At 30.5% G+C, this 12,950-nt stretch carries 13 protein-coding genes; 9 read left to right on the top strand and 4 right to left on the bottom strand.

What is annotated here, in order from left to right; genetic code table 11:
• Positions 1-278 precede the first annotated feature (278 nt).
• Complete coding sequence (locus CN925_RS02070) at positions 279-482, bottom strand: hypothetical protein (RefSeq protein WP_098844235.1); 204 nt, start codon at positions 480-482, stop codon at positions 279-281.
• 411 nt (positions 483-893) lie between these two features.
• Here CN925_RS02070 and spxA point away from each other — a divergent pair, with 411 nt between their 5' ends.
• Positions 894-1,292, top strand: a complete 399-nt coding sequence (spxA, locus tag CN925_RS02065; RefSeq protein ID WP_056473638.1) for a transcriptional regulator SpxA — start codon at positions 894-896, stop codon at positions 1,290-1,292.
• Between the two features lie 135 nt (positions 1,293-1,427).
• Here the strand turns inward: spxA and CN925_RS02060 are convergent, their stop codons facing one another.
• The gene (locus CN925_RS02060; protein WP_098844383.1) at positions 1,428-2,099 is read right to left on the bottom strand and encodes a TerC family protein; all 672 of its coding nucleotides are present in this window, start codon (positions 2,097-2,099) and stop codon (positions 1,428-1,430) included.
• A 319-nt stretch (positions 2,100-2,418) separates the two neighbouring features.
• Between CN925_RS02060 and mecA the strand changes: the two genes are divergently transcribed.
• From mecA to pepF, 4 genes are all read left to right on the top strand, one after another.
• The gene (mecA, locus tag CN925_RS02055) at positions 2,419-3,090 is read left to right on the top strand and encodes an adaptor protein MecA (protein ID WP_098844232.1); all 672 of its coding nucleotides are present in this window, start codon (positions 2,419-2,421) and stop codon (positions 3,088-3,090) included.
• Between the two features lie 50 nt (positions 3,091-3,140).
• Positions 3,141-4,688: a cardiolipin synthase gene (gene cls, locus CN925_RS02050; RefSeq protein ID WP_098844229.1), complete on the top strand. Its 1,548-nt coding sequence runs from the start codon at positions 3,141-3,143 to the stop codon at positions 4,686-4,688.
• Positions 4,689-4,852: 164 nt separating this feature from the next.
• Positions 4,853-6,058 carry a competence protein CoiA gene (locus CN925_RS02045; RefSeq protein WP_098844227.1) on the top strand — a complete coding sequence of 402 codons (1,206 nt, stop codon included), beginning with the start codon at positions 4,853-4,855 and terminating at the stop codon, positions 6,056-6,058.
• Positions 6,059-6,109: 51 nt separating this feature from the next.
• Positions 6,110-7,930, top strand: coding sequence for an oligoendopeptidase F (gene pepF / locus CN925_RS02040; RefSeq protein WP_098844224.1), 1,821 nt, complete (start codon positions 6,110-6,112; stop codon positions 7,928-7,930).
• 270 nt (positions 7,931-8,200) lie between these two features.
• Here pepF and CN925_RS02035 read toward each other — a convergent pair whose 3' ends face one another.
• Positions 8,201-9,073: a DsbA family protein gene (locus CN925_RS02035; RefSeq protein ID WP_098844221.1), complete on the bottom strand. Its 873-nt coding sequence runs from the start codon at positions 9,071-9,073 to the stop codon at positions 8,201-8,203.
• 382 nt (positions 9,074-9,455) lie between these two features.
• Positions 9,456-10,046 (bottom strand): CYTH domain-containing protein, encoded by a 591-nt coding sequence (locus CN925_RS02030; protein WP_098844220.1) that lies wholly within the window; start codon positions 10,044-10,046, stop codon positions 9,456-9,458.
• 135 nt (positions 10,047-10,181) lie between these two features.
• On the opposite strand from CN925_RS02030, the gene CN925_RS02025 reads away from it, so the two are divergent.
• Genes CN925_RS02025 through CN925_RS02010 form a run of 4 tightly spaced genes read left to right on the top strand, consistent with a single transcriptional unit; the run spans position 10,182 to position 12,910 of the window.
• Positions 10,182-10,562 (top strand): UPF0738 family protein, encoded by a 381-nt coding sequence (locus tag CN925_RS02025; RefSeq protein WP_098844218.1) that lies wholly within the window; start codon positions 10,182-10,184, stop codon positions 10,560-10,562.
• A 15-nt stretch (positions 10,563-10,577) separates the two neighbouring features.
• Complete coding sequence (gene yjbM / locus CN925_RS02020; RefSeq protein ID WP_056473653.1) at positions 10,578-11,201, top strand: GTP diphosphokinase; 624 nt, start codon at positions 10,578-10,580, stop codon at positions 11,199-11,201.
• 15 nt (positions 11,202-11,216) lie between these two features.
• On the top strand, positions 11,217-12,008 hold the full coding sequence (locus CN925_RS02015; protein WP_098844215.1) for an NAD kinase: 792 nt from the start codon (positions 11,217-11,219) through the stop codon (positions 12,006-12,008).
• 14 nt (positions 12,009-12,022) lie between these two features.
• Positions 12,023-12,910 carry an RluA family pseudouridine synthase gene (locus CN925_RS02010; RefSeq protein ID WP_098844213.1) on the top strand — a complete coding sequence of 296 codons (888 nt, stop codon included), beginning with the start codon at positions 12,023-12,025 and terminating at the stop codon, positions 12,908-12,910.
• Positions 12,911-12,950 lie beyond the last annotated feature (40 nt).

Raw genomic sequence — 12,950 nt, 5'->3', positions numbered from 1 at the left:
AGGATTTTTTTGATTAAGGAGTTAAAGAGGGTGCTATGTTCCTCGTGAAAGGGTCATGTTGAAGTAAAGTAGCATAAAGAATCAAAATGGTTCCTCATAAGTTGAGCATTAGGAAGAAAAATAAGAATGGATTATCAATCAAGTACTCGTATAAGGTAATGGTATTTCAGATCCCTGCCCTTATTTAATTCTACAATGGTTATACACTTACCCTTATTAAGGCAAAAAAAAAGAGCCTTTGCCCTTTTTTATTCGTAAATTTTCTTATCATACTGTTCTTAGTAAGTTTTTTTACGGAACTTACCTTGGCCACCAATTTGTTTGAAGTTTGCAGACATTTTATCAGACATATCAACAAATTTAGTTCTTTTACTTCTACCAAATATTTTTTCGCCGATCGCGTTTGTAAACACACCATTAAGTGCAGTAATTCCAATTACTAACACTGCAACAATCAATAAATCAGTTATGTAAGCTGCCATAAGATTAGCCTCCTAGGAATGTAAGCGTTAATATTATTGTATTAAATATTTGGTGAAATAGAAAGAATAATTCGGCTTTTTCCAAATAATTATTTTTGAGCTGTTAATTTCTTCCTAACTTTATAAATGTAACTTTTTAATTGGTTTATTTTGTTAAAATAAGCATCCACATAAGTTAATTGATCCAAGAAATTTGCCTAAAATTTAACGTATTAATTAACTGAAAAATGTACACCTTTTGTATAGGTTTTTTTAAATTTTTTTACAAATTTGTATATATTTATTTTCTGCAATACTGTATAATGTGAACATATGGTGTAGATTAAACTTATTATAATTAACCAATTCTTATAAATTAATACACATAACTATATTACTTTTTTTAAAAAGAGTAGATAGGGGGAGAGCAAAATGGTAATTTTGTATAATTCACCAAGTTGTACGTCTTGTCGTAAAGCAAAAATGTGGCTAGAAGATAATAATATTCCTTATAAAGAAAGAAATATTTTTTCAGAACCATTATCAATTAATGAGATTAAACAAATTTTACGAATGACTGAAAGTGGTACTGATGAAATTATATCAACAAGATCAAAAATTTTCCAAGAATTAAACGTAGACTTAGAAAGTCTTCCTTTACAAGACTTATATGAAATCATTCAAAAATATCCTGGTTTACTTAGAAGACCGATTATTATTGATGAGAAACGTTTACAAGTTGGTTATAATGAAGATGAAATTAGAAGATTTTTACCACGTTCAGTTCGCACATATCAATTGCGTGAAGCGCAACGACTAGTTAATGAGTAAATCTGCGTTTTGAATTGTGAAATTAATTACAATTCTTGATTAAGATTCTCAATCATATCGAACAAATACTTATTCATATTATATAAAAAGCTGTAAAAAGTTAAATGCATACTTTTTACAGCTTTTTTTTAACAATTAGGATGGTCGCTTTCGGTACCGAATATTATTAAAATAATAACCTATAATAATCGTAAAGATTATACAAGATGAACCGACAATCAATTCCACATCATTCCGCCCGTTTATATATTGATTGATAAATGGCTCGTCTACTAACATTTTACTAGCTGTTATTGAAAGAACAGAAGCCCCTACGAAACTCAATATTGGATATCTTTCTAAAAACCATAAAACGATTTTACTTCCCCAAATTATAATTGGAATTGAGATGGAAAGACCTAAAATGACTAATGATGGCTTTCCATTTGATGCCCCAGCTATTGCTAATACGTTATCAATCCCCATAACTAAATCAGCAAATACAATTGTACGAATTGCGTGGAAAACTGTGTAGTTCTCCTTTATTTGGGGGTTGTCATCCTCCTGAATAATTAGTTTGCAAGCTATGTACAAAAGTAATATTCCGCCAATTAAATGTAAGAATGGTACTTTTAGGATGAAAATTGCACATATTGTTAGGATTATTCGTAAAACAATTGCGGTAATACTACCGAAAATTATTGCTATGTTACGTTGTTTATATGGTAATTTTCTACATGCTAATGCAATGACAATAGCATTATCTCCACCTAAAACAATGTCTATAATAACAATCATTAAAAAGGACCATATGTAATGAAGATCTATCATGAATTCACCTCTCTTATTAAAAGCTTTAAATGATTGTCCTAATATTAATAGGTATATGATGATTTTTAAAAAATAGGTGAATTTTATTTCCAAAATTTTAAGTTGTATCATAAAATATAATTGTAGTTACTATTCGCATTTAATAAATTTTCATGGTAAGATAGATAAAAATTTACTTATTAAAGCTAAATTTTTAAGAGTATTTTTCTAATTTACTATTTCAGAATCTTATATTTAACATAAATTTCTTTTACTTTATTTATTCTATTTCGTCTAACGCAATTACTTGTTGTTCATTAAAGGAGGGGGAAAACAAATGGAAATAGAAAGAATTAATGAAAATACGTTTAAGTTCTCCATATCCTACTTAGACATCGAGGAGAGAGGTTTCTCTAAAGATGAAGTATGGTTAGATCGAGAAAGAAGTGAAGAGCTTTTCTGGGAATTAATTGATGAAGCGCATTTGACTGAGGAATTCATTGCTGGTGGCCCCCTATGGATTCAGGTACAGGCACTAGACAAGGGTTTAGAAGTTGTTGTAACAAAAGCTGTGATTTCTAAAGACGGCAAAAAAGTAGAAGTGAATTTAGGTGAAGGAGAAAAGAATTTAGAAATTCCATTTATCTCTGTAGATGATGATGATGATTCAGAAGAAGATGATGATGACGATATTTTTGAATCGATGGATGAAGAGGAAACTGAACTTATTCTATCCTTTAAAAATCTCGAAGACATTATTTCTTTATCGCATGCTGTTAATCAAGAATCATTTGAAAGTACACTTTATTCCTTCCAAGATTATTACTATCTTTATGTTAAATTTGACGAAGAATCGCTTGATGAAGTTCAAGTTGATTATTTATCATCAATGTTACTAGAATATGGTCATCGTTCAAAAGTAACTATACATGTATTAGAGGAATACGGAAAATTGATTTATGAAAAAACAGCTTTACCTCATTTTAAATCAATTTTTCCATTATTGTAATAGCCGATGCCTTAGGGATCGGTTTCTTTTCTTTATAAAGGAGAATATTGATGCTATTTCGATTAAAGATTTTAATATTTTTATCAATTGTAGTATGCATTTTATATTTTGCTTCTCCAACTATTAAATTCATTTGGTTAATGAATTTTGCATTTTTTGAGAAATCTACTATTTTTAGATTAATAAGTATCATGTTCTCGATAACGGCTATCGGTGTATCGATTATTATTTTCCTTGAAAATAGAAATCCTGCTAGAACTTTAACATGGATTATTCTTTTAGCTATTTTCCCATTATTTGGTTTTGTTTTTTATTTAATTTTTGGACAAAATTACAAAAAGAAAATGGTCTATCGGAAAAAGGCAATTAATGATCAAAATGCAAATGGTTTAATTACTGGAACAGAAGATGTAGAAGTGAAAGAATTTATTGCTCAAAATCAAAGATTAGAGTATCTAATCAATATCGCAGCAAAACAAAGTAATACACCAGTCACGATGAATACCTTTACAAAAGTTCTTACAAATGGTAGTGAAACCTTTCCAAAAATTATTGAGGAACTAAAAAAAGCGAAGCACCATATTCATATCGAATTCTATATAGTAAGAAATGACGAGATTGGAAATCAACTAAAAGATATTTTAATAGAAAAGGCACAGAATGGTGTAAAAGTTCGATTCCTCTATGACGCAGTAGGTAGTTGGAAATTATCAAGGAATTTTGTAAAAGACTTACGAAAAGCGGGTGTAGAAGTACTACCGTTTTCTCCTGTTAAAATTCCCGTTTTAAACGATACGATTAATTACCGAAACCATCGGAAAATTATCGTCATTGACTCAAATGTAGGATTTGTTGGCGGCTTAAATATTGGAGATGAGTATTTAGGGAAAGACCATTATTTTGGAAAGTGGCGAGATACCCATTTATACCTTAAGGGTGAAGGGGTACGAACACTACAATTCATATTCTTACAAGACTGGTATTACATGACGAATGAGTTAATTGATGACAAAGAGTACTTTGACATTCATGCTAATAATTATTCTTCCAAAGGAGCAATTCAACTTGTTTCTGGTGGACCAGACCGAAAGCATGAAGTGATAAAAGAGTTATTTTTTGCGATGATTACTAGTGCAAGGAAGAGTATATACATCGCTTCACCATATTTTGTTCCTGATGAAGATATTTTAACGGCTCTTAAAGTTGCAGCAAATGGTGGAGTAAAGGTGAAAATTCTAATGCCTGATCGTCCCGATAAAAAAATCGTATTTTATGCTTCACGTTCATATTTTCCAGAGTTATTAGAAGCCGGAGTCGAAATCTATGAATATAGACAGGGATTCTTACACAGTAAGATATTGATTGTAGATGATGAAATTGCATCTGTTGGAACAGCAAATATGGATATGAGAAGTTTTCGTTTAAACTTCGAGGTCACTGCATTTTTATATTTAGAAGAAAGTATTAATCACTTAGTTAATGATTTTAATAATGATATCCGTGATTCTGAAGCAATTATTTTTAAAGATTTTAAAAAGCGACCTATATTCAAAAGGATATTTGAATCATTATCAAGATTAATGGCACCACTTTTGTAATGTGCGTTCTTAATTGATAGAACATTGATAGAACAATATTTATAGTCACCTACCAAATAGAAAGTTTAATTTGGTAGGTTTTTTATTTGAAAAATCGTTTTTAAGTTTTTTGAAGGAAAATACAAATGTGATAGTGAAGTAATTTTGGAAAGGAGGTAATAAACATGATTGTCGCATTAAATACAAAAAGCCATACCATTAACCTATTTGAAATTAATACGAAAGAGGAGTTATTAAGATTAAAGGAAAACGGACCATACTATTGCCCAATTTGTAAAAAGCAAGTTAGGCTCAAAATTGGAGTAAAGAGAGTAACTCATTTTGCACATATTGATTTGACTGAATGTGAAAATGAGAGAAAAGAGAGTATCGACCATTATAAGGGTAAGCTTGCTTTGTATCAATTTTTTAAAAGATTAAATGTAAATGTTGAGGTTGAAAAATTTATACCAGAAATAAATCAAAGACCTGATTTATTTATTAGATTAAATAGTCTAAAAATGTGTGTTGAATATCAATGTTCGCTTATTCCTTTAGAAATAATGATCAAAAGGACTAACTCATTTAAAAAAAGTGGTATGAAGGTTTTGTGGATTCTAAATGACAAATTATTAAATCAAAAAAGATGGTCTTCATTTCAAATTAATTCACTTTCAATTTATTCACTAGTTAGAATTAACTCTTTTTCACTCCTCTTTTATAATCCTACATTACAATCATTTACAGTACTTTCCTCGTTAATCGCATTTTCTCCAGTCCAATATATTGGTCAAAAGAGCGTATTTCCAATAAATAATTTCAGCCTTAAGGAATTTTTATCTCAAAATGGTATGGATAAAAAGGTATTTGTATCGAAATGGACTCGCCTAAAAAAGGATTTTAGACTATATCAACATTTGCATACGAAAGGTAATTTAAAAATTTTTAAACAGTACTTGTACAATGCAAATATTAATTATTTTCCGGCAGTCATTGGGGTTCCTCTAGAAAGTAACTGCATTATTAAAGAAAATTGTATCTTTTGGCAAGGGGTAATCTATTTTAAATTTTTTCATGAGGCAGAAATTGGACAATTGATTTTTTTAGATAAAATATATCAGTTCGTAAAATTGGAAGTACAGAATGGGAAATGGAGAGTAAATCAATTTCAAGATAATGAAATAGGTAATTTGGAGAAATGTGTAGAAAAGTATATTGACTTTTTAGTAAAAATTAGAATCGTAAAACGTATTAAAAATGGTAAAATAATGAAGATAGCTAATGCTATTATTTCAACAACATTCCAACAAGCATTGGATGAAGACCGTCTGAGCACTAATACAGCATTTGATTTGTTGTTTAATGCAAGAACTGATTCAAATGATTATTAATATCGGACATTGGAATGTTATTAATAACTAATAATAATAGGGGGATCAGACATGCTAGAACAAAAAGCTGTAAAAAAATTACCAACTAGAAGTGAAGTTCAAGAAGAATTAACTTGGAAGTTGGAAGATATTTATGAAACGGATGAAGTATGGGAAGCAGAGTATAAAAAAGTACTTGAATTAATCCCATCATTTTCAGAGTTTAAAGGTAAATTAGGTGAGTCATCACAAACACTTTTAAATGCATTAAAAAAGCAGGATGAAATTTCGTTTTTATTAGGTAAATTGTATACATACTCTCATATGCGTTACGATCAAGATACAACAAATTCTAAATACCAAGCTTTAGATGATCGAGCAAAAAATCTGTATACTAAAGCAGGAAGTGCAATGTCATACTTTGTGCCTGAGTTATTAACCATTTCAGAAGATACATTGAAGAAATTTATTGAAGAAAATGATGAACTGAAATTGTACAAGCATTCTTTAGAAGAAATTTTAAAGCAAAAACCACATGTTCTTTCAGCAGCTGAAGAGGAAATTATGGCACAAGCTTCTGAAGTGCTATCTGCTTCTAGTAATACGTTTGGAATGTTAAATAATGCGGATTTAAAATTTCCGACGATTGAAGATGAGAATGGTGAAGAAGTAGAAATCACACATGGTCGTTATATTCACTTTTTAGAAAGTGCAGATCGTCGTGTTCGTAAAGAAGCTTTTGAAGCGGTTTATCATACGTATGATGCGTATAAAAACACATTTGCGAGTACGTTAAGTGGTGCTGTAAAAAAAGATAATTTCAAAGCAAAAGTTAGAAAATATGATAATGCTCGTCAAGCAGCATTAAGTAATAATGAAATACCTGAAATTGTTTATGATCAATTAGTTTCAACTGTAAATGAGCATTTAAATTTATTACATCGTTATATTGGAATTCGTAAAAAAGCGTTAAAACTTGATGAAATTCATATGTATGACTTATTTACTCCATTAGTGGAAGAAGTAAAAATGGAAGTAAAGTATGAAGAAGCAAAAGAAATTTTAGTAAAGGCTTTAAAACCATTAGGTGATGAATACATTGAAATCTTAAAAGAAGCGTATGAGAACCGCTGGGTAGATGTAGTAGAAAACAAAGGAAAACGTAGTGGTGCATACTCTTCTGGCGCGTATGGTACAAATCCATATATCCTAATGAACTGGCAGGATAATGTAAATAATTTATTTACATTAGCACATGAATTTGGTCATTCAGTGCATAGTTATCATACTCGTAAAAATCAACCTTATGTATACGGAGATTACTCAATCTTCGTAGCTGAAGTTGCGTCTACTTGTAATGAAGCACTTTTAAATGATTATCTACTAAAAAATACAGATGATCCTAAGCAAAGACTTTATTTACTAAATCACTATTTAGAGACTTTTAGAGGAACTGTATTCCGTCAAACAATGTTTGCAGAGTTTGAACATCAAATTCACGTATTAGCTCAAAATGGAGAGGCATTAACGCCTGACTTATTAACGAAAACATATTACGAGCTTAATAAAAAATATTTTGGTGACGAGATCGTCATCGATGAGCTAATTGGTTTAGAATGGAGTAGAATTCCGCATTTCTATTACAATTATTATGTTTACCAATATGCAACAGGCTTTAGTGCAGCGACAGCACTTTCAAAACAAATTTTAGAAGAAGGTGAACCAGCAGTTGAAAGATACTTAGGCTTCTTAAAAGCGGGAAGCTCGGATTATCCAATTGAAGTATTGAAAAAAGCTGGTGTTGATATGACTTCTTCACAACCAATCGTAGAAGCATTGAAAGTATTTGAAGAAATGTTAAACGAAATGGAAGAACTTTTATTTAACGAATAATTTACGTAAACAAACACATGTAGTATCTAGCTATATGTGTTTGTTTCTTTATTTTTATTCTGACTATTCCCACCTACTATTTTGTGTCTAAAATGTGAAATATTTCTCAAACGGTTGCCAAACTCTAAAATAAATTGTATTATAAGGGTGTGAATTACTTCACAAACACAAATACCCCTTTGTTGAACGTGAAAATTTCTCCCATCCCCTTGATGTAAATTATTACATCAAAAAAAAGACCTAGTGAATGCTAGGTCTTTTTTTGTTTAGTTAAACAACATACTGATAATAAATATGGTTTTTTTGGACAATTTTCCTCACTTTTCTACGTAGAATTAATTTTTTTAATTCTAACTCCATACATTGAGTCGATTGTTCGTAAATCATACATAATTCTTTAATCGTAACAAATGGTTGGAATTTAATAAATTCAGCTAAATCAGGTAGTTCTCGTTTTTCTAACTTCGTATTAGTCATTAGTTCTAATATTTTTACATAAGTTTCATAGCTTTCAAAACCAGAAACCTTCAAACCTTCTTCTTCAATATTTTCATTAAAAAATACAACGCTTGGAATTTCTGTTACATGCATTTCTTTCGTAACTTTAATATCGCATTGCAAAGCTTTAATAGAGTGGGTACTGTGTAAATCTTCCATAAACTCTTTTACATCAATATTTATATCTTTAGCACATTCGATAAGTACATCTTGATCTGTAATGTCTAAATCTTTCAAGAAATAATATTCTTGTAACTTTTTTAAGTAATTAACGCCAGCAACTCTTCCTTGAAGTTCAGCAGCTTTTATTGCAATTGCAGAGTAGTATGGGTATAGCTCTTTATTATCAATCCATAAGTGGTCGTCACAAAGGATATCCGATCTGCTAGCTGTCTTCTCCCATACGAATGAAAGTTGAGAAGGTCGTTTTTCTAATAGTTTTTTAGTTGTGTAATATCGATTAACTGGAATATAAGTAGATGAGAAATATTGACCATATTCTATGTGGAACTTTTTCAATATTGTACTAAAATCCCAACAATTTCTACAAAGTGGATCTATGAATACATACAATTCAATCGATTTTTTTGTACAATTCTGCTCGGGAAGCGTGATTGATTCTTTTTTATATTGTTTGCCATTCATATATTTCACCCTTAATGCAATTCATACGTCCGTACTATAACAGACATGAAAATTAATTTGTAAGATATAACACGTTTGTTCTCTAATGGTATTGTAGCAACGGAAAGTTAATATTTCAAATATGATGCTCTATTTTTCTTTAATCTATTAATATTTTCTTAATACATTTGATGAAGGCAATAAGAAGAGGGGCTAGAGAAGTGTAAACGAGAATAAAGTCTGTTCTCAATTAAGATTTCAGAATCGGTCAGAAATGCAAATGAAATTTGAGAAACGATGCTATTTTCTCATAAAACGGATTGCTAAAATACCTCATACAAAAATACGCCGAAAGATACCATTTAAGTTTCTCCGGCGTTTAATCAAAAATAATGTTAAGGTCTCAATTAGCTTGATGACCTTGTTTTACATTAAAAAAGCGTCTAATTTTATTTAATGTTTTTCGCTGAGGGATTTGATGCTTTTCTAACAGATTGATAAATTGTTGTTTACCAATATTTTCGTCCGTAACTTCGAATTCTAACTCATAATCCTCGTGATTTAAATACGTACTGTGATCTAAAACTAAGAGTCCATCTTCATACGGTAATTCTACTCTGTTTGTTGTTAAATCACCTATTAAAACTAGGGAATTTAAGTTTAAGTTAGCTTCTTTGATATATTCTTTAACTTCTCCTTCTGGAAGTATATATGTTTTTAGCATGGCCGATGCTTCAGGTTCACTAATTTTTTGATTAATTTCTAAATGTCCGACTGCTTGTTTAATTTTTAAAGTTAAAGTAAATGAAGTTCGGGATTTTTTGCGGATTCTTAGCGCTCCACCATGTTCTTTAATAGCAAAATCAGGTGTTTCAAAATAATAGTTAGTTTGTAATTGGAAACTTGACTCGTTTATTTTGAAATAAGATTTTAGCTTTTCAAATTCCTCTTTTGTTAATAAGTTCTTAAATTCAATTTCAATTTCTTTTGCCATAATGGACTCCTTTATTTTTAGGATTATTTTTGTGATTGAATGTGCAAGTCTTCGTCTATTTTCTATTTGATATGTTACAATAGAAATGGTCAAATTTAAATAAAATACATACATTAAAAGGTTGAGGTTTTAGTGATGAGAAAAATGCTTGAAATAAATGGAATAAATATAAATGAAGAAGGTTTATTTCTGTTGATCGACGAAACAAAAATGAATTTAGAACAGTGTCATGAAGTAGGTACAATGATTGCAGACTCAGACCAAAGTTCACTTTTGTATATATTAGAAGAAAATGAAGAATTTGTATATGTTACAGTTCCTAATAAATATTGGTCAGACTTGAAAAAAGCAATTAATCAAAATTTAAACGTAATTTTAAAAGCCGGTGAAAAGAGTCTTTCACTAAATAATTGGAATGAAGAGTTAACTTATTTAATCCAAAATGTTGAAGGTAATTTTAACTATGGAGAAGAATTTGTTAAGCAAGTTCAAAGTGCATTTTTAGAAGAGAAGTAAGTTGGTGGTGATTGGATGAACGGTCAATGGGAAAGTTTTTTAGCACCTTATGAACAAGCAGTAAGTGAATTGAAAGTTAAGTTAAAAGGGATTAGAAAACAGTTTGAAGAAACTAATCAACACTCTCCAATTGAGTTTGTAACCGGGAGAGTTAAGCCTATTCACAGCATTGTTAATAAGACAATAAGAAAAGGTATTCCGTTAGCGAATTTAGAAACTGAATTACAGGATATTGCCGGTCTTAGAATGATGTGCCAATTTGTAGAAGATATTAAGAATGTAGTTGAGCTTCTTCGCAAACGTAAAGATTTTACAATTGTAGAAGAGCGAGATTATATTACAAATAAAAAAGATAGTGGTTATCGTTCTTATCATGTAGTTGTTGAATATCCAGTTCAAACAATTGAAGGTGAGCGAAAAGTTTTAGTTGAAATTCAAATAAGAACACTTGCGATGAATTTTTGGGCAACAATAGAGCATTCTTTAAATTATAAGTATAAAGGGAAATATCCTGAAAATATTCATGAACGATTACAAAGAGCGGCTGAAGCAGCGTTTCTTTTAGACGAAGAAATGTCTCTTATTCGCGGCGAAATTCAAGAAGCGCAAGCGGAGTTTTCGAAAAAAAACGACCAATAAGGAAAGGGCGAGAAAATGAAATTCGTAATTATGTCTAAGGGCGATCAAGAGTCCAATGAACTGACGAAACGAATGAGAGATTATTTAGAGAGTTTTAATTTTAAATATGATGAAGATGATCCTGAAATTGCTATATCTGTAGGTGGTGATGGGACGTTACTTCATGCTTTTCATAATTACACTCATCTTCTCGATAAAGTATCTTTCGTGGGGGTTCATACTGGGCATTTGGGGTTTTATGCTGATTGGGTACCAAGTGAAGTAGAGAAACTTGTTATTGCGATTGCGAAGACTCCATTTCAAGTAGTTGAATATCCTTTATTGGAAGTCATCATCCGTTATAAAGATGGAAGAAAAGAAATGCAAACCTTAGCTTTAAATGAATGTACAATAAAAGGTCTTGAAGGTACATTAGTAATTGATGTTGAAATAAAAGGTCAGCATTTCGAGACATTTAGAGGTGACGGTCTTTGTATTTCTACACCTTCAGGTAGTACAGCGTATAATAAAGCACTTGGTGGAGCGATTATTCATCCTTCAATTGAAGCGATTCAAATTGCTGAAATGGCTTCAATTAATAATCGAGTTTTCCGCACAATAGGTTCACCTCTTGTTTTACCTAAACATCATACTTGTTTACTTAAACCTGTAAGAAACGCAAATTTTCAAATTACATTAGATCATAAAACAATCGTGCATCAAGATGTTAAATCGATTCAATGTCGAGTTGCTCATGAAAAAGTACGCTTTGCACGATTTAGACCTTTTCCATTTTGGAAACGTGTCGTTGATTCTTTTGTTAAATAAAAATGGTGAAGTATATGAAGCAATTTAGTTTATCATGGGAAGTAAAAAAAGAGCATAATGGAATTTTACTTAGAGAGTTTCTTAAATTAAAGGAGCTCTCTAAACGTGCTCTCACAGATATAAAATTTCAAGGTGGAAAGATTACAGTAAATGGTGAAGTAAAAACTGTACGTACTATTTTAAAAGAATTAGATCATGTACAAATCTATTTTCCGATTGAGAAACCAAGTGAGGACCTTATAGCTGAAAATATTCCTTTTGAAATTGTTTATGAAGATGATGCTGTATTGGTTATAAATAAACCTTTTGGAATACCAAGCATACCTTCTAGAGAGCATCCTAATGGCACTCTTGCAAATGGATTATTATTTTATTATCAATCAATAGGATTACAATCGACCATTCATATTGTAACTCGATTAGACAAAGATACTTCGGGATTAATGCTAGTTGCAAAAAACCGATATATTCATTATTTGTTTTCGAAAAATGAGTTAAAAAATGTACAAAGAAAGTATTTAGCGATTGTTCATGGACAATTGAATGGCACTGTAGGGGTAATACGAGCAAAGATTGCTAGGAAAAGTGATAGTATTATTGAGAGAATTGTTTCAGAAGAGGGACAAGAAGCAATCACTCATTATAAAGTACTTGAAGTAAAGAAAGACTACTCAGTTGTTGAATTAGAATTAGAAACAGGTCGAACACATCAAATTCGGGTTCATATGTCTTCGATTGGGCATCCATTAATCGGAGATGATTTATATGGAGGTAATACTGATCGTTTAAAAAGACAAGCATTGCATAGTTATCAATTATCATTTATTCATCCGATTGATCATTCGAAAAAAAACTTTGAAATCGCTTTACCTGTTGATATAAAAAGTTTATTGGAAGCGTGAATGTCAAGTAATAAAATTGTCTAAAATTTGAATAATTTAT

It is taken from the genome of Bacillus sp. AFS055030 (genome assembly GCF_002574545.1).
Taxonomy (GTDB): Bacteria; Bacillota; Bacilli; order Bacillales; family Bacillaceae_G; genus Gottfriedia.
This window is presented reverse-complemented; position numbering and strand designations above follow the sequence as displayed.

Bases quoted from the DNA above. Each gene is read 5' to 3' on its own strand.
- CN925_RS02070 (WP_098844235.1), bottom strand. From the start codon at position 482: ATGGCAGCTTACATAACTGATTTATTGATTGTTGCAGTGTTAGTAATT.
- spxA (WP_056473638.1), top strand. From the start codon at position 894: ATGGTAATTTTGTATAATTCACCAAGTTGTACGTCTTGTCGTAAAGCA.
- mecA (WP_098844232.1), top strand. From the start codon at position 2,419: ATGGAAATAGAAAGAATTAATGAAAATACGTTTAAGTTCTCCATATCC.
- cls (WP_098844229.1), top strand. From the start codon at position 3,141: ATGCTATTTCGATTAAAGATTTTAATATTTTTATCAATTGTAGTATGC.
- CN925_RS02045 (WP_098844227.1), top strand. From the start codon at position 4,853: ATGATTGTCGCATTAAATACAAAAAGCCATACCATTAACCTATTTGAA.
- pepF (WP_098844224.1), top strand. From the start codon at position 6,110: ATGCTAGAACAAAAAGCTGTAAAAAAATTACCAACTAGAAGTGAAGTT.
- CN925_RS02035 (WP_098844221.1), bottom strand. From the start codon at position 9,073: ATGAATGGCAAACAATATAAAAAAGAATCAATCACGCTTCCCGAGCAG.
- CN925_RS02030 (WP_098844220.1), bottom strand. From the start codon at position 10,046: ATGGCAAAAGAAATTGAAATTGAATTTAAGAACTTATTAACAAAAGAG.
- CN925_RS02025 (WP_098844218.1), top strand. From the start codon at position 10,182: ATGAGAAAAATGCTTGAAATAAATGGAATAAATATAAATGAAGAAGGT.
- yjbM (WP_056473653.1), top strand. From the start codon at position 10,578: ATGAACGGTCAATGGGAAAGTTTTTTAGCACCTTATGAACAAGCAGTA.
- CN925_RS02015 (WP_098844215.1), top strand. From the start codon at position 11,217: ATGAAATTCGTAATTATGTCTAAGGGCGATCAAGAGTCCAATGAACTG.
- CN925_RS02010 (WP_098844213.1), top strand. From the start codon at position 12,023: ATGAAGCAATTTAGTTTATCATGGGAAGTAAAAAAAGAGCATAATGGA.